The sequence below is a fragment of the Echinicola vietnamensis DSM 17526 genome (assembly GCF_000325705.1).
Lineage (GTDB): Bacteria > Bacteroidota > Bacteroidia > Cytophagales > Cyclobacteriaceae > Echinicola > Echinicola vietnamensis.
Map to the genome: position 1 here is coordinate 308495 of NC_019904.1, position 16982 is coordinate 325476.

General features: G+C 48.2%; 15 protein-coding genes. 2 read left to right on the forward strand and 13 right to left on the reverse strand.

Features of this window, described 5'->3' with window-relative positions:
• Positions 1 to 158: 158 nt before the first annotated feature.
• Genes gldG through ECHVI_RS01470 form a run of 4 tightly spaced genes read right to left on the reverse strand, consistent with a single transcriptional unit; the run spans position 159 to position 4207 of the window.
• Complete coding sequence (gldG, locus tag ECHVI_RS01455; protein ID WP_015264156.1) at positions 159 to 1874, reverse strand: gliding motility-associated ABC transporter substrate-binding protein GldG; 1716 nt, start codon at positions 1872 to 1874, stop codon at positions 159 to 161.
• A complete protein-coding gene (gene gldF / locus ECHVI_RS01460) occupies positions 1871 to 2593 on the reverse strand; it encodes a gliding motility-associated ABC transporter permease subunit GldF (protein WP_015264157.1) in 723 nt (240 codons plus the stop codon). The genes gldG and gldF overlap by 4 nt, the downstream gene beginning before the upstream one ends.
• Entirely contained in the window at positions 2590 to 3507 is a 918-nt protein-coding gene (gldA, locus tag ECHVI_RS01465) for a gliding motility-associated ABC transporter ATP-binding subunit GldA (protein WP_015264158.1), read from the reverse strand. Before gldA ends, gldF begins: the two co-directional genes overlap by 4 nt.
• Before the next feature lies 1 nt (position 3508).
• Positions 3509 to 4207, reverse strand: coding sequence for an SDR family oxidoreductase (locus tag ECHVI_RS01470; RefSeq protein ID WP_041738249.1), 699 nt, complete (start codon positions 4205 to 4207; stop codon positions 3509 to 3511).
• Between the two features lie 161 nt (positions 4208 to 4368).
• On the opposite strand from ECHVI_RS01470, the gene ECHVI_RS01475 reads away from it, so the two are divergent.
• Positions 4369 to 5667 carry an amidohydrolase gene (locus ECHVI_RS01475; protein ID WP_015264160.1) on the forward strand — a complete coding sequence of 433 codons (1299 nt, stop codon included), beginning with the start codon at positions 4369 to 4371 and terminating at the stop codon, positions 5665 to 5667.
• Positions 5668 to 5777: 110 nt separating this feature from the next.
• On the opposite strand, the gene ECHVI_RS01480 is transcribed toward ECHVI_RS01475, so the two are convergent.
• Both ECHVI_RS01480 and ECHVI_RS01485 read right to left on the reverse strand, forming a co-directional pair.
• A complete protein-coding gene (locus ECHVI_RS01480; protein WP_015264161.1) occupies positions 5778 to 6446 on the reverse strand; it encodes an FAD-binding oxidoreductase in 669 nt (222 codons plus the stop codon).
• A 144-nt stretch (positions 6447 to 6590) separates the two neighbouring features.
• Positions 6591 to 7439 (reverse strand): purine-nucleoside phosphorylase, encoded by an 849-nt coding sequence (locus ECHVI_RS01485; protein WP_015264162.1) that lies wholly within the window; start codon positions 7437 to 7439, stop codon positions 6591 to 6593.
• A 232-nt stretch (positions 7440 to 7671) separates the two neighbouring features.
• Here ECHVI_RS01485 and ECHVI_RS01490 point away from each other — a divergent pair, with 232 nt between their 5' ends.
• The gene (locus ECHVI_RS01490; RefSeq protein WP_015264163.1) at positions 7672 to 8196 is read left to right on the forward strand and encodes an NADPH-dependent FMN reductase; all 525 of its coding nucleotides are present in this window, start codon (positions 7672 to 7674) and stop codon (positions 8194 to 8196) included.
• On the opposite strand, the gene ftsZ is transcribed toward ECHVI_RS01490, so the two are convergent.
• The 7 genes from ftsZ to murD form a co-directional block, all read right to left on the reverse strand.
• Positions 8197 to 9801 carry a cell division protein FtsZ gene (gene ftsZ / locus ECHVI_RS01495; RefSeq protein WP_015264164.1) on the reverse strand — a complete coding sequence of 535 codons (1605 nt, stop codon included), beginning with the start codon at positions 9799 to 9801 and terminating at the stop codon, positions 8197 to 8199.
• A gap of 79 nt (positions 9802 to 9880) precedes the next feature.
• Positions 9881 to 11182, reverse strand: a complete 1302-nt coding sequence (ftsA, locus tag ECHVI_RS01500; RefSeq protein WP_015264165.1) for a cell division protein FtsA — start codon at positions 11180 to 11182, stop codon at positions 9881 to 9883.
• An 11-nt stretch (positions 11183 to 11193) separates the two neighbouring features.
• Entirely contained in the window at positions 11194 to 11958 is a 765-nt protein-coding gene (locus tag ECHVI_RS01505; RefSeq protein ID WP_015264166.1) for a cell division protein FtsQ/DivIB, read from the reverse strand.
• On the reverse strand, positions 11949 to 13346 hold the full coding sequence (gene murC, locus ECHVI_RS01510) for a UDP-N-acetylmuramate--L-alanine ligase (protein WP_015264167.1): 1398 nt from the start codon (positions 13344 to 13346) through the stop codon (positions 11949 to 11951). The genes ECHVI_RS01505 and murC overlap by 10 nt, the downstream gene beginning before the upstream one ends.
• The gene (gene murG, locus ECHVI_RS01515) at positions 13343 to 14455 is read right to left on the reverse strand and encodes an undecaprenyldiphospho-muramoylpentapeptide beta-N-acetylglucosaminyltransferase (protein ID WP_281168843.1); all 1113 of its coding nucleotides are present in this window, start codon (positions 14453 to 14455) and stop codon (positions 13343 to 13345) included. The genes murC and murG overlap by 4 nt, the downstream gene beginning before the upstream one ends.
• Positions 14456 to 14463: 8 nt before the next feature.
• Complete coding sequence (locus tag ECHVI_RS01520) at positions 14464 to 15633, reverse strand: FtsW/RodA/SpoVE family cell cycle protein (protein ID WP_015264169.1); 1170 nt, start codon at positions 15631 to 15633, stop codon at positions 14464 to 14466.
• Complete coding sequence (gene murD, locus ECHVI_RS01525) at positions 15630 to 16979, reverse strand: UDP-N-acetylmuramoyl-L-alanine--D-glutamate ligase (protein ID WP_015264170.1); 1350 nt, start codon at positions 16977 to 16979, stop codon at positions 15630 to 15632. The genes ECHVI_RS01520 and murD overlap by 4 nt, the downstream gene beginning before the upstream one ends.
• Positions 16980 to 16982 lie beyond the last annotated feature (3 nt).

A 16982-nucleotide genomic window follows, 5' to 3' on the forward strand; every position in this document is an offset into this window, starting at 1 on the left:
TTATATTTCAATTAGTTTTCAACAGGGTAAATTTATAAATAAAATTAGAAAAGCAGGTACCGATGGCCAATTTCTAGCCAAAAAATATTAATCGTCATCCTTTCGCTCCCATACCTAACAAACTTCCCCGTCCATTGGCTTTTAAAACCAGACACTTTCTATCCCTTTCGGCCATATTTTCGCCTGCGGAAGTACACTTTTGCCAAGCCAATCAAAAGCACTAGCCCTACTGGAAGGGCTATATTGAGCACCTGCCAAAACGTCTTTTCCTGCTCAACCCGCTTTTTGTCAAGCGGTCGGATTTTCAGTTCCTTGCTTCGGGTGGCCATGATCCCGTCCGGATTCACCAAATACCTTAACATATTTTGGAGCAACTCGCGATTGGCAAAGTTTGCCTCAGTATTGGGATCTGTGCCCAATGGCAGCGGATCTCCGGTAGTCGGGTCCTGTTCCCCCTGCAACCAATCTCCATCGCCAGTCACGATCAGCGCACCTCCATCGGACTTTTCCTTGAAGTCTGGATCTACCTCGAAGGCCTCTGGCAAAAACCTATTCTCAAAAACGGAAGAAAAAGTCCCCTCCAGCAAGTACGCCAAGGGAAGGTTCTTTTGGTTAAAAAGTGAAATGGCCGGCTCCTGGGACATGTCTTCAAAGGCTACCCTGACAGGCTGTGGCATCTTCCTGCTGTACTGGCCACTAAAGATCAGCGGCGTCTTCTTCACCCCTGTGGCCTTTACCGTATCGAGCGAGCTTACCATCCGAAACATCACTTGGTCAAAGCCTTTGACAATCACATGACTGCTCATGGTATTGGCCACCACATAAAACGGCCAAGGGAGGGGGACGATTTGCGATTGATTGCCGAATTCTCCCGCCACCACCGGGTAATACCCAAAATTCATGTCTTGGATTAGATCTTTATTGATGCGCACACCGTATTTGAACAGCATCCGGTCCAGGCCCGTATCAAAGCCTACCGCCACGGTTCCTTCCCCACCTGCTTTTTCCATATCCACAGCCACAGGGTCAATTGCCAGCAGCAGCTTGCCTCCCCGCATAAGGTATTGGTCCAGCAAGTATACTTCCCGCTTGGAATAAGCGTCTCTGGGGCCCGCCACGATAATGGCTGCAAAACTGAGCAAATCCTCCACACCTTTGGCTTTCTGCAGGGGCACTTTGTACACTTCGTAATCTTCAGAAAGTGCCTCTACAATTCCATACCCTTGGTCTCCCTGTAATTCTCCGTGATTGGTGATCATTGCGACCGCTTGCTTTTCCCGCTGGACCAGCATGCGCACCATATTGATCAGCTCATACTCTAAATTTTCCACGGACAAATTGAGTATTTGGTCCGGTGACATGCCCCTGTTCCCATTTAAAAGCAGCCCACCGGTTTCATGCGTAGCATTTCGAATGATGACACCCGGGAAAATAAGCCTTGACGTTTGAGCACCATTTTCAGTGGCAAACAGGTTGGTAGGATTGATGCCAAATTCCGCGAGGTAGATGATATATTCATCCCTTTCCTGTTTATCTTCTATTCCCATGGGATCAAAGTACCTGACTGAAATGGGCGCCCCACTGTACGCATTAAACGTTTCCACCGTAGCCTCGATCTGCTGCTGAAACCTCCGCATTCCTCCAGGCAGCTTGCCTGAAAGTAAAATATCCACTTCCAAAGGCTCCTCCAACCCCGCTAAAATCTCCTTCGTAGAAGCATGCAGGGTAAAGCGCTGCTCTTCGGTCAAGTCTATCCTGAACCGCGTGAATTTATTCAGTAAAAAAAGGGTCACCAACACCAGCCCCAGCATGGCAATGCCGCTCAAGAGCCACTTCCTGCTTTTTTGACGAACGTCTCGGGATTGTTGCTTCATCGTTTTCTGATCATTAGCGTGGTGAGGATCATCAAGGAAACGATCCATCCTAAAAAGTAATACACGTCACCGCTGGCAATCACCCCCCGGCTTAGACTTTCGTAATGATAGCCCAAGCTGAGTTCTTCCACCATCAACACCCACCTACTGGTGGAAAGTATATCCGCCAAAGCGGTAAATCCAAAATAAAGGACAAAACTCAAGAACGCTCCAATGACAAACGCCGTAATCTGATTGTCGGTCAATGCCGAACTGAAGAGACCAATCGCTGCAAACACCCCTCCTATCAGCAACATGCCCAAAAAAGAGCCAAGAAAACCCGCAGTATCAATATTGCCCATTGGGGCTCCCAGATGGTAAATGCTGAAATAATATAGCCATGTGGGCAATACGGCCAACAAGACGACCATCACGGCAGCCATGTATTTGGACAATACAATCTGATGGGGCTTTAAAGGTGCGGTCATTAGCAATTCCCAACTGCCACTTTTCTTTTCTTCAGCAATCATGCGCATGGTGATGGCAGGAACCATAAAGACAAATACATAAGGCGTATACACAAACAACGCCTCCAAGTCCGCAAAACCATACGCCAGCACGCTCGTCTCGGGAAACACCCACACCAAGAGCCCCAAGGCCACCAGAAACACGGAGATGATCAGGTAACCTGTGAGGTGGTTGAAAAAAGCGTTGAATTCTTTGTACACTAAGCTGATCATTCCTTCGTACCGGTTAATTGTCGAAATATGGATTCCAGGTTTCGCTCCTCTTGTCGAAGGCTGAGCAAAGAAAGGGACTTTTCACTGATGAGCTCCATGATCTCCTTTCTCAAGATGGTAGGGTTGACGGCTTTGAGTTGAAAATACCCATCGCCCAATACGTGCAATTCACCAAGCCCCTCCATCGCTGCAAACCACTCTTCTCTCAGCCGCTCTTGCGTTTCCAAATACAGCACCATCTCCGAATTATCAGATTTTAAGTTAGCCAGCAAATCCTGGCTCACGACATTTCCCTGATGGATGATGACCACTTTTTCGCACAAGGCCTCCACTTCTTGCATCACATGAGTACTGAGGACCAATGTCTTTTCAGCGCTGATGGACTTGATCAACTTTCGAATATCCACCAGCTGGTTTGGGTCCAGGCCTGAAGTAGGCTCATCCAGGATAATGACCGCTGGATCGTGCACCAAGGCTTTGGCAAGCCCAACACGCTGTCGGTAGCCTTTCGAGAGCGCGCCGATTTTTTTATGTTGCTCGTCCCCCAGTCCACAGGCCTCTACTACTCCATCAATGCGCGCCTTGGCCTTCTTTCCTTTCAACTGATACAGTCCGGCCATAAAGGACAAAAACTCCCTGACGTACATTTCCAGGTACAAGGGATTATGCTCTGGAAGATAGCCGATCATCTTGCTGACCTCTTGGGGATGGTCCATGACAGAAACGCCATTTACCAAGACATCGCCTCCATCTGGAAGAAGGTAGCCTGCAGCAATTTTCATCGTGGTGGATTTACCAGCCCCGTTTGGCCCCAAAAAGCCCAACACCTGCCCTTTCTCCGCAGTAAAACTCACCTCTTTCAAGGCCCGCTGCTGCCCATAATATTTGCTTAGCTCCTTTACCTCCAGCGACATCTTATTTTTTTCCTTTTGGTCGTAACGGCCGGCATTCCACCTCCGCTACAAAATAATTGGGATGGGTCTCCAACGTCTGCACAATGGTCATCGCCACGTCTTCAGGCCTCATCATATTTTCATGGGCATCCATCCCTTCGATATCATCAAAGAAATGCGTACGAACGGATCCCGGATAGATCGTAGACACCTTAATGCCAAATTCCCTCAATTCCATGTACAGGGCATGGGAAATTCCTTTTACTGCATGCTTGGTCCCGCAATAACCGGCCATGTTTGCCACGCCATTCTGCCCTGCAATGGAAGCCACATTGAGGATATGGCCTTCATCTTGCGCTTTCATGTTGGGCACCACTTTTCGGGTCACGTAAAAAATCCCATGGACATTCACGTCAAACATCCCCTTCCAATCTTCAATGCTCATTTCATCGATTTTCCCGATTTTTCCGTATCCGGCGTTATTCACGAGAATCCTGATATCGTGGCCCAGTGCCTTTCCAGTCTCCTCGTAAGCCTGGTCCACCGAAGATGGATCAGACACATCGCACGAAAAGAAATGAAATCGCTCGTGCTCCAGCGATGGCCGGGTTCTTCCCCAACCCGCTACGATAACGTCCTTATCAAGCAGTCGGCGAACCACTTCCAATCCTATTCCTTTGCTTACTCCTGTAACTATTGCTGTCTTTCCTGCTAATACCATGGTGAATAAATTGATGCGGTTATGTGCAAAATCACCCCAAATTGTCCCTTTTTTTGGAGTTATAAAACATTTCAAACTAAAAACTTATTAAAAGTTCTTAACGCCTAATTTTTATCCCTTCCATCTTTTCTTAAATTGTATAACCAGCAATTCATAAAACCATGTCAAAACCATACTTACTGCTCATTTGTATTTTCTTTGGAGGCTCTGTCTGGGGCCAATCCTCCCTTCATCGTAAAATTGATGATCAAGCCACTTCTATCGAACCGAAGGTAATCGAATGGAGACGTGACATCCATCAAAACCCTGAACTGGGCAATCAGGAAACGCGGACGGCAAAGCTCATTGCCTCGCATCTACGGTCGCTGGGACTCGAAGTGGAAGAAAAAGTGGCCGTCACCGGAGTGGTGGGACTGCTAAAAGGTGATCATCCCGGACCAACGGTAGCACTCCGTGCCGACATGGACGCCCTCCCGGTCACGGAGCGTAACGATCTTCCCTTCAAATCCACCAAAAAGACCGTTTACAACGGGCAGGAAATCGGCATCATGCATGCCTGCGGACACGATACCCACGTGGCCATCCTGATGGGAGTGGCCGAGGTGCTGTCTTCCATGAAAAATGACCTGCACGGTACGGTGAAATTCATCTTTCAACCTGCCGAAGAAGGGGTATTCGAAGAAGGCATTTCCTCTTGGGGAGCAAAGCAAATGGTCGAAGAAGGGGTTATGGATGGTGTGGATGCGGTATTTGGGCTTCACATCAATTCCCAAACCGAAGTGGGAGACATTAAGTACCGGTCTGGCCCTGCCATGGCGGCGGTGGACAACCTCAAACTCACCGTTAATGGTCGCCAAGCCCACGGTGCCTATCCCTGGTCTTCGGTGGATCCCATTGTCACTTCTTCCCAAATGATCTCCGCCCTCCAAACCATCATCAGTAGAAACGTCAACATCACTGAAAATCCCGCCATTGTCACCATTGGCAGTATTCACGGCGGTGTACGCCAAAACATCATTCCCGAAAAGGTGGAAATGCTCGGCACTGTCAGGACCTATGGCACGGCTCAGCAGGAGCTTATCCACCAGCGGATCCACGACATTGCCACCCACACTGCCGAAGCAGCAGGTGCCACGGTTGACGTGGATATAGACAAGATCTATCCGGCTACGATTAACGATCCCGGGCTTACAGAAAAAATGGTCAACACGCTGAAAACTGTCGCCGGGGAAGAACACGTCATCTATCATGACCCCATCACAGGCGCGGAGGATTTCAGCTACTTCCAGCAGCAAGTTCCCGGATTGTTCATTTTCCTCGGAGGCATGCCCAAAGGGGCAGACCCCACTAAAGTAGCCGCCCATCATACCCCAGATTTCTTCATCGATGAATCCGGTCTTTTATTGGGCGTCCGCGCCCTGAGCTACTTGACCGTGGACTATATGGCGATGGATCAATAAAACGGCGCTTATCTGTGGCATCACAAAAAGCACCCCTGCCACGGATCGAGCATCATAACAAAAAAGGGGCTGTCTTCACCTATAGTTAAGAAGACAGCCCCTTTTATTTTTTATTGTTCGAAGACTAAGGTATCAGGATCCGCCCCAAGGGTTTTTAGAGAGCTGGTCACGGCTTTCATGAATCCCGGAGGCCCACAAACATAAAAGTGCTGATCAAAATCTGAAATTTTTGATTTCAAATATGCTTGATCCACCAGCCCCTTGTCATAGGCCGTATCTTTTTGCTTGGCAATAATGTTGATAAACTTATGGCCTAAAATGGCCTTCAGTTCCTCAAAAAGAATAATATCATCATTGGTTTTATTGGCAAAAATCAAAATGCTTTTCCCCACTTGGTTTTTCTTACGGAGGTGTCGCAAAATCGAAATAAATGGCGTAATCCCTGCTCCTCCAGCAATGAAAACACCTTCTCCTTTAAAGGAAATGGTTCCCCAGGGATCACCGATCTCCACTTCATCACCTACCGACAGACTTGCCAATCTTTTGGTCACGCCCTCATGATCGTCGTAGGATTTTATGATAAACTCCAAGTGATCATCAGAAGGTAAATTGGTAAACGTAAAAGGTCGCTTTTCTGCTTCCCACCCTGCTTGCAGCAAACTCACCTCCGTGGCCTGCCCAGGTGTAAATTGGTAGCCACGAGGTTTTTCCACTTTATACCGGTTAACATCATGGGTCACCGGTGTAATCTCAAGTATTTTCAATCTGTAATTTGCCATACCTTAACATACAAAAATCCCACTGATTTTAAAACACCTAAAACTGGAAAATTGGCATTTTGGAAATGCCAAGCCCCCTCCTATTATGGTAAGGTTTTCCAAAAAACCGTCTGGATAAAAACAGGCCTTTTTACAGGACCGCCATCAGTGATCGCTCCACTGACGGATCAAGGAAGCAATAATACGGGTCATTTTGGGCTCAGCAATGGCTGCCGCTGCAATGACCTCTTGGATGGAAATTTTCTTCACTTTGCCGGGGGAGCATAAATCAGTAATGGCGGACATCGCCAAAACGGGTAGTTCCATCTGTCTTGCCACGATCACCTCCGGCACCGTACTCATGCCCACTGCATCGGCACCAATGGTCCGCAGGTACCGGTACTCCGCCTTGGTTTCCAAATTAGGCCCCTGCACACCGGCATAGACGCCCTGATGGACCTTTATCCCCTCCTGTTTGGCCACTCTCACTGCTGCTTCCAGCCATCCCTGGTCATAAGGTTCACTCATATCTGGAAACCGCACGCCAAAATCATCGAGGTTTTTGCCACGCAGTGGATTTTCGGGAAACAGGTCTATATGGTCGTTGATCAGCATGACATCCCCTACCTCGAAGGCCGGATCCAAGCCTCCAGCCGCATTCGATACGATGAGCTGCTTGATTCCTAACTGCCGCATCACCCTCACAGGAAAGGTTACCGCTTTCATATCATATCCTTCATAATAGTGAAAACGCCCTTTCATCGCCACGATAGGCACCCCATGGAGTGTCCCCAGAACCAATTCACCGGCATGGGTCTCCACTGTAGAAATCGGAAAGCAGGGAATATCCTTGTAAGACAGCGATGCCTCCACCTCAATTTTATCGATAAGTTGTCCCAAGCCGGTTCCTAATATGATCCCAACCTCTGGAATAAATGGATGCTGTTCTGAAATGTACGTGACCGCAGCAGTGATTTGCTCGAGATAATCGGTAGCGGAAGCTGGTTTTTTCATCTTTGTTTGGTTTATGGAAATCTTTCCTTTTAATTTTAGTGTTGTACCGAACAGTGGCTTGCCTGTAGGATCCTTGTTCCATTCGGTATTCGCCTTGAAGAACCTTTCGGACACCGGGCGGAAAACCTCGGCAAGTCAGTCCCAGATGATATCTGTTGAATCATTGGGCGTGTAAAGATGGCCACAGGGCATCAAAATCACCAAATTTTAAAAGTAATAAGTACTTGTACTCATGATAAAGATAATTATTGGAACCAATAGAAAAAACGCGGTATCCAAAACCATTGCTTCACAATATCAAGAAATCCTGCAGGAAAAGGGGGTTGCCTCCAGCATCATTGACCTTAGAGAGCTCCCTGATGATTTTATATTTTCCGCCCTATATGAAAACAACGGCCAAAACCAGGCCTACAATACCCTTCACGAGGATGTAAAAGCAGGCAGTAAATTTGTGTTTATTGTCCCTGAGTATAATGGATCATTTCCCGGGATCTTAAAATCGTTTATTGACGGGATGACCTATCCCAATACATTTAGAGGTAAAAAGTGTGCCATGGTCGGCCTGTCATCTGGAATAGGCGGTGGTGGCATCGCATTGAGCCACCTTACCGACATATTCCACTACTTGGGCATGCATGTCCTGGCGAATAAGCCAAAACTTGCAAAAATTGAGGAAAATATGTCTAATAACTTGCTCACCAACAAGTTTTACATAGACCTTTTAAAAACCCAAGCAGCGATGTTGATTGACTTTTAGTTAATCAACATTATCATGTAAAAACCGGTTATTGCCCAGAATCTCATTGTCATCGTTCAAGTTAAACTTGGAGATGTTGGTTTCTGAGCTATGTTGCACATCCTGGAGTTTTACATTTTTCCTTAAGTAAGCAGGCGTATCAAGCTTCTCTTTGAACTCTTCAGGGGTCTGATTTACCGCTCTGAGGTTTTTCAACCGTTCAAATCGCTCATGGGCCCTTTGCATGGCCTTTTGCTTGATTTGCTCATAGTATTCGTTGGCATATCCAGCCGGTGATGAGGTATGGGTCTCCTGAGGCTGCTGTGCCTTGGGCTGTTCCGGTTCATCATCGTAGAGTGGCGTCACTTTTTTCTCCGGATTTGCGGGAACGAACTCAAATTCCCCATCATCGTGTGCCTGCTCGTTTTCGGTATCCACTTGCGGCTGCTGGTTAGCTGGGCTAGTGGAACGCTGCTCTTCCTGTTTATGGTTATTGGCAGGAGTTGGCTGCTGGATGGTAAAGGTAAACGTCTGCCCTGCAGAAGCATTATCCTCTTCCACTTTGGTGGTTTTACCAGAATCCAGGTCAATCACCTTCTTGGTGTTTTCTTCCTGCTGCGGCTCCCTTTCTTCTTTAAATGACCCTTTGGCCAGCTCTCCTGTCTGGAACCCCGTGGCGATCACCGTCACACGAATGGCTTTCTTTAGATCAGGATCAATGCCTTGTCCAAAGATCACCTCGGCATCATCTCCGGCCCTATCTTGGATGTACTCGGTGATTTCACTCAACTCATCCATGGAAAGCTCCTCTTCTTCACCGGACATAATGGAAAGCAGGATCTTTTGCGCTCCCTTGATGTCCACGTTGTTGAGCAATGGTGAAGCGATGGCCTTCTCGGCAGCTTTGATGGCTCGGCCTTCCATCTCTTCGGTAGCCGATCCCATGACGGCCGCTCCAGCGTCTTTCATCACGGTCTTAACATCTTCAAAATCGACGTTTACATCTTGGTGAACGGTAATGATCTCCGCTATCGATTTGGCTGCCGTGGTCAGCACGTTATCGGCTTTTCCAAAAGCAGAACGGATAGGCAAGTTGCCATAAACTTCCCGTAGCTTGTCATTCAGGATCACCAGTACCGTGTCGCAATTGGCCCGGAGCTCTTCGATTCCCTTTTGGGCAGCACCGGTTTTCTTGCGGCCTTCAAAAATAAATGGCGCCGTCACGATGCCAACGGTCAGGATATCCATATCCTTGGCGATTTTGGCCAATACGGGCGCGGCTCCCGTACCGGTGCCTCCTCCCATTCCAGCGGTGATAAACACCATCTTGGTATTATCGGCCAATAGCTCTCTGATTTCTTCCTTGCTTTCGAGGGCGGCATTCTTACCTTTCTCGGGATTGGCACCTGCCCCGAGTCCTTCGGTCAGGTTTGCACCAATCTGAAGCTTCAGTGGCACCGGGCTGCTTTTCAGCGCCTGGGCGTCTGTATTGACCACCACAAACTCCACATCCTTTATTCCTTGTCCAAACATGTGGTTCACTGCATTGGAACCACCTCCTCCCACGCCTATCACCTTGATGATAGATTTGTGGTTTTTAGGAATATCAAATTTGTAATCTCTCATAATATCTGACATTATTTCCTCAATTTTTGGTGAACTGTATTTCTATTTATCTTGGGTTACTACCGGTATTCCATTACCATCAGTAGTTTTCCTCATCTCCTAAATCGTCTGTAATAAAATCCTTTAAGCGTCTGCGAATGCTGCCGAAGATGTCTTTCCCTGGCAGCTCGGCACGCTTATCCGGCTTTCCGGGCACCTGCCGCTGACGGTAAACGTCTTCACGGTCATCCAAGGCCTTAAAGCCTGCCAACACCAATCCTACCGTCGTGGCAAACATTGGGCTTTTCACTTCTTCTATCTTGGATTTGCCTAGGTGCTCATTCGGATAGCCGATCCGGGTATCCAATCCCGTCATGTATTCAAATAGCTGCCCTACTCCCTGCAGCTGGGAACCTCCTCCCGTCAGCACGATGCCTCCGGCCAATTTCTTGTAAAGACCACTGGCCACGATCTCGGACTGCACCATCTCGATGATCTCTTCCATGCGGGCTTCAATGATATGCGCCAAATTCTTGACGGAAATCTCTTTTGGCGGACGGTTTCGCAACCCAGGAATGGAAACTATCTCATTTGGATTGGCCTCTTCCGCTATGGCCCGACCAAATTTGGTCTTCAGCAATTCAGCTTGGTTTTGCATCACCATGCATCCTTCCTTGATATCAGAGGTAATGATATTGCCCCCAAAAGGAATGACGGCGGTATGACGGATGATATTATCGTAGAAAATAGCTATGTCGGTCGTACCACCACCAATATCCACCAAACAACATCCCGCTTCCTTGTCCAAATCACTGAGAACGGAAAGTGAACTTGCCAATGGCTCCAGGATCAGGTCTTGGGAATGAAGATCTGCCCTTTTCACACATCGGTTGATATTGTTGATAGCTGTGGTCTGTGCGGTAATGATGTGGAAATCTGCTTCCAAACGGGCGCCGGACATGCCCACTGGGTCTTTGATACCATCTTCATAATCCACCGTATAATCCTGAGGCATCACGTGAATAATCGTATTTCCGGGAGGCACGACGATATTCTCCATATCATTGGAAAGGCGACGTACATCTTCGATGGTGATCTCATCATCCTTGGTGTTACGGATGATCACCCCGTGATGGACCGAACTGCGGATATGCTGCCCTGCGATCCCCACAATGACCTCTCTAATATCCACTTCCGCCATATCAGAAGCTTCATTCACGGCCTTTTGAATCGCATTTACCGTCTTGTCAATATTGGTCACTATGCCCCGGATTACGCCATCCGATACGGCCTTGCCCATGCCAAGCACTTCTAGCTTTCCAAATTCGTTTTTGCGCCCGATGATCGCACAAATCTTCGTGGTGCCAATGTCCAGTCCTACGATTAATTTTTCAGTTTCCATAGCTATATCAATTATTCACAAATGATTTGATCCTTAAATTTCACGTTTACCCTCGAATAGGCATCCCAGCCCTTCTTGGGAATAATTTCTTCATAGAATAAATTTATTCGATCGAATTTATCCTCTATATCCACAGGTTTGCCGAACTCAATCTCCTGTCTACCGACCTGCTGAAACAAACTAATGTCTCCATTCCTATCTATTTCTAAGGAGGCTATCTGTGCACTCCAAAAGTCACTCTCGTCAATAAAATGGATCATGTCCAAAAGCGATTGATGCTCCTTGCTCAAATCCTTTGCGGCCAGCAAGTCGTCCACGCCCTTCCCCGAGATGATCAATACCCGGGAGGTATAATGGGATGAGGTCGGTAGGATCAGGCCTTCTGCCGAAATGTACCCATCCGCAGCCAGCGGCCGGGTAATCCGTGCCATCGGCCGATATTGATCGATCGTCACCAGGACATCTCCCTTTAGGTCATTGTACACCTCCGCATTTTTCACAAAAGGGTGGCTCTCTACCTTTTCTTCCAGCTTACTCAACTGGATAGAGGCGAGCTTGGCGCCTTCCGATAGATTCGGAAATGTCTTCAGCAACATACTCTTTATCTCATCCTCCTCCACAAAGTACACATCACTGATGCCGTTGACCTTTACGGACAACCCATGGTAACTTCGCTCGGCTCCTTTTTTCTCCACAAAGCCAATAAACACGACCAACACCAGTACCAAAGCGGTGAAAATGAATGATTGCTTTATTTTCAATTGCTTCAATCCCATTGTGCTATCAGATTATTGATCGGCTCTACCAATCGATCGATATCTCCTGCGCCCAACGTTACCAATACGGCTGGACGCTGCTTGTCCAAATATCCCAGCAAATCTTCCTTCGAATGCAGGGATTTTTGGGGTGCACTGATCTTTTCCAGCAGCATCGCTGCATTTACCCCGTCAATTGGCAACTCCCTTGCTGGATAAATGTCCAGCAGAATCACCTCATCCGCCAAGGACAAGGCCTCGGAAAACCCGTCTGCAAAATCCCTTGTCCTGGTATACAGGTGCGGCTGAAATACTGCCGTAAGCTTTTGCTCCGGATACATGGCTTTCACCGACTTTAAAAAAGCCCGGATTTCCTCCGGATGATGTGCATAATCATCAATGAAAACACCCTTTTCATCCTGGCGCTTGATCTCAAACCGCCGCTTTACTCCTTTGAAGGTCTCCAGCCCCTTACGAATGGCTTCCTCACTGACCCCAAAGTGCAGGGCGATGGAAACCGAGGCCAAGGCATTTTCCACATTGTGAAAGCCCGGAACCCTCAAAATCAAGCCTTTGAGGATTTTCTCCTCGCTGACATAATCAAACTCAAAAGAGGCGATACCCGCCTTGATATTTTCTGCCCTGACAGCTCCTTCTCCCAATCCATATTGACGCAAAGTCAAACTGCCAAAATCATTCCTATTTAGCTTCTGAAGGGCATTTTTTTGAATAAACAATACCCCATCTTCTGGAAGCAAATCTATGTACTGTTCGAAGTTCCTTGTAAGCTCCTGAGCATCACCATAAATATCCAAATGGTCTGCATCCACACTGGTAACCACTGCTACATTCGGGTGTAACCGCAAAAAGGAACGGTCAAACTCATCTGCCTCTACCACTACGATGGGCTGCTCCTCATTTTCCTCATCATGTAGAATAAGGTTACTCTCATAGTTCTGGGTCAGCCCACCCAAAAACGCTGCAATGTTCTTTCCGGCCGATTTCAGCATATGCGCCACCATGCTGGAAGTAGTGGTCTTGCCGTGTGTGCCTGCCACGCCAACCGTGTACATTGTAGCGGTAATCATACCCAGCACTTCAGAGCGCTTTTTCAGGTCAAAACCTTCCTGTTGGAAGAAATTTAGCTGCACACTATCCTTCGGAATGGCCGGTGTCCATACGATCAGCACATGTTCTTTATCGCCCCTGATCGCCGATGGAATCGTCTCTAACGTATCCTCATAGGTAATCCGCATCCCTTCTTCTTCCAGTTTTCTGGTCAAAGGTGAGGGCGTCTTGTCATAACCGCTTACCGGGATACCGATGTGGTTAAACCACCGGGCAATGGCACTCATGCCAATCCCGCCGATTCCCAGAAAATATACACTATGTAACTTATCCCAATTCATTTGATCAAAGTCTCCAATTGCTTTACGATTTCAAGGGCAGCATCTGGCTTGCCCATTTTCTTTATATTTTCACCAAGTCGATCCATTTGTTCAGGATCACTCATCAATTCATCCACTTGAGCAGCCAGTCCCGCTACTGCTTCATCATCGCGCAGCAGCACCGCTGCATGTTGCTCGACACAGGCCAAGGCATTTTTCATCTGATGGTCCTCGGCCACATTGGGAGAGGGTATGAAGATCACCGGTTTGCCCACCAGGCTCAATTCGGACACCGACAAGGCTCCCGCCCTGGAAATCACCAGATCTGCCGCCGCATAGGCCAAGTCCATCTCCCGGATAAATGCCATCGCATGTACATGGCTTAGCTTGGCCGTAGCCAGCTTGGCCGTCATTTCTTCAAAATAAAACTTCCCGGTCTGCCAAAGGACCTGATAGCCTTGTGCTACCATGTGCTCCATGGAGGCCACCACCGCATCATTGATGGTTCTGGCTCCCAGGCTTCCTCCCAGCACCAAAATCACCGGCCGATCCTTACTCAGACCAAAGTGGGACCATGCCTCTTCCTTCTTGGAAGCCAATTCCAAGATGTCCTTCCGCACAGGATTTCCCGTAAAATGGATCCTGTCTGCCGGAAAAAACTTTTCCATTCCCGCGTAAGCCACACAGAACGCTTGCGCCTTTTTTGCCAAGAGCTTATTGGTCAATCCTGCAAAGGAATTTTGCTCTTGTATCAGCGTAGGAATTCCCTGCTGCTGGGCCACAAAAAGCAACGGCCCACTGGCATATCCGCCTACACCTACCACCGCATGTGGCTTAAAGCGCTTGATCAGCTTCTTGGCTTTGTTTATGCTGTCCCAAAGCTTAAAGGGAAAACTCAGGTTTTGCAAGGTTAGCCTCCGCTGAAGGCCCGCCACGGGCAAGCCCTCAATGGTATAACCTGCTTCTGGGACTTTTTGCATCTCCATCTTTCCCTCGGCACCGACGAAGAGGACTTCACTTTCCGGATACCGGGCAGTCCAAGCGTGGGCGATCGCAATGGCAGGATAAATATGTCCGCCAGTTCCCCCTCCACTGATCATGATTCGATATGTTTCCTTCGCTTCGCTCAATACTTTTATTACTGCGCCATCTGCATGGCATTTTTATTTCCTATATTCATTTCACCGGCAAAACCATCCTCATGGTCGCCACGGCTGACACTTAGGATAATTCCCAAGGACACTCCCGTAAACAACAGGGATGTTCCTCCCATGCTGAGCAAGGGCAACGGCTGACCGGTAATCGGCCCCAACCCTACGGCCACTGCCATATTGACCATGGCCTGTATTACCAGGGCAAAACTCAATCCCGCCGAGAGCAATCCGCCAAAGGGCCGGTTGGAAATGGCCACCACGCGCATGCCCCGGTAGAGTAATGCCAAGTAGAGGAACAACACTACTCCTCCGCCGACCATCCCATATTCTTCAATGATGATGGCATAGATAAAGTCAGAATATGGGTGGGGCAATGAATTGCGTTGCTCACTGTTTCCAGGACCTTTTCCTGCTACTCCACCCGTTGCAATCGCCATGTACGACTGCTGTGCCTGATAAGGAATGTCCTCTTCTGACATGAAATTTTCGATCCTTGAAAAGAACGTTCCGCCCCGCTGTCCCAAGAATATCGCAGAGGTCAGCGCTAAAAACCCAATAAGGCACACGGCTATCAAAAACTTGACAGGAACCCGCCCGATAAACATCAGCAACAAACAAGTGCACAGCAGCATCACTGCCGTGGACATATTGGCCAAGCCGATCAGCAGGCAGATCATGCCTATCCAAATCATAACCGGAATAAAGGTCTTCTTAAAGTCCTGGATGTTCTTTTGCCGCTTGCCCAGCATCCCCGCCACCGCAGCGATCAAGGCCAATTTGGCCAAATCGGACGGCTGAAAGGCCTGATTGATGATGGGAATGGTCAACCACCTGTTGGCGTCGTTTACATTGGAGCCAAACATATAGGTGAATGCCAGCAAAGGAACTGATATCCACAAAGCCATCAAGCTCAACTTCGAATAGTACTTATAGGGCAATCGGTGTGCGCCCCACATCACCACCAAACTCAGCAGAACCAACGACGAATGCTTGATCAGGTAAGCTTCGGTGTTTCCCCCCATCCTGCGGTATGCCAATGATCCCGTGGCAGAATATACCACCAAGATGCTGATGATCGACAGCACCAACACAATCCCCCAAATGATGGGATCTCCCTTCAGGTTTTTATCTATCCATGTTTTGACACTTGTCATAGGGCCTTTAACTTCAATTGCTTTACTGCTTCCTTAAACTGATCACCACGGTCTTCGTAGTTTTTGAACAAATCAAAACTCGCACAGGCCGGGGACAATAACACCACATCTCCCTTGGCGCCTTTTTCAAGGCCCCACTGAACCGCAGCTGCCATTTCTTGCGTTTCCAAAATCTCGGGAACCACTCCCTCGAAAGCCGTTTTTAACTTTTTATTATCCTTGCCAAGGCAGATCAGTACTTTGACATGATCTTTTACCACTGGCATTAACGTTTCGTAATCATTGCCTTTGTCCACCCCACCGGCGATCCATATCAGCGGTTCCTTAAAGGTGGAAAGTGCATAAACGGTCGCATCCACATTGGTGCCCTTACTATCATTGATGAAGGTCACCCCTTCCAGCTCCCTTACCAGTTCCATCCGGTGCGGGGCATTTTTAAAATCCGCCAATCCTGCTTTCAATGCTTCCTCGCTTATCCCCGCCAATAAAGCAGCCGTGGATGCGCACATGACATTGAGCATATTGTGGTTTCCCTTCATGGCCATCTCGCGCTCCGGAATCGAAATCATGTGGTTCCGGAAATTGAGCTTCACCTCCGTACCGTTAAACAATCCGCCATCTTTTCCTATGGTCTCCAAGGAGATCTCATGGATTTTTGGACGGACATTTATTTGGCTCATTCCCTGCCAAGTATGCTGATCCTCTCGGTAATAGATAAAATCATCCTCCTCGTCCATTTGTTTCAGCAATCCTAACTTGGACTGGACATAATGATCCATTTTATAATCATACCGATCCAAATGGTCCGGGGTAATATTGGTCAGCACAGCTACTTTCGGTTTCAAACTCCTGAACCCGTCTATTTGGAAGCTACTGACCTCCAAGACCCACCAATCGTGATCTCCCTGAACCAGCTGACTTGCCCAGCTTTGGCCGACATTGCCGCCCAAACCGACATCCAGTCCCCCGGTTTTCATCAGGTGATAGGTCAGCATGGCCGTGGTGGTCTTTCCATTGGTACCGGTAATGGCGATGACCCTGCCCCGCGAGAACCCATAGGCAAATTCCAGTTCGTCAATGACGGGAATATCCTGCTCCATCGCGGCTTTTACCACCGGGTGGGAATAGGGAATCCCTGGACTCTTGATCATCTCGGGAAATCCCAACAACCTTTCTGCATCGTGGCCACCTTCTTCAAAATCGACCCCTGCATCCTCAAGCTGTTGCTTTCTATGTTCTTTTATGCTGCCTCCGTCTGAGACAAAAACCTCATAGCCGTTCACCTTGGCCAGCAATGCTGCACCAATCCCACTTTCTCCTGCTCCTAAAATGGCTATTCTCTTCATGCG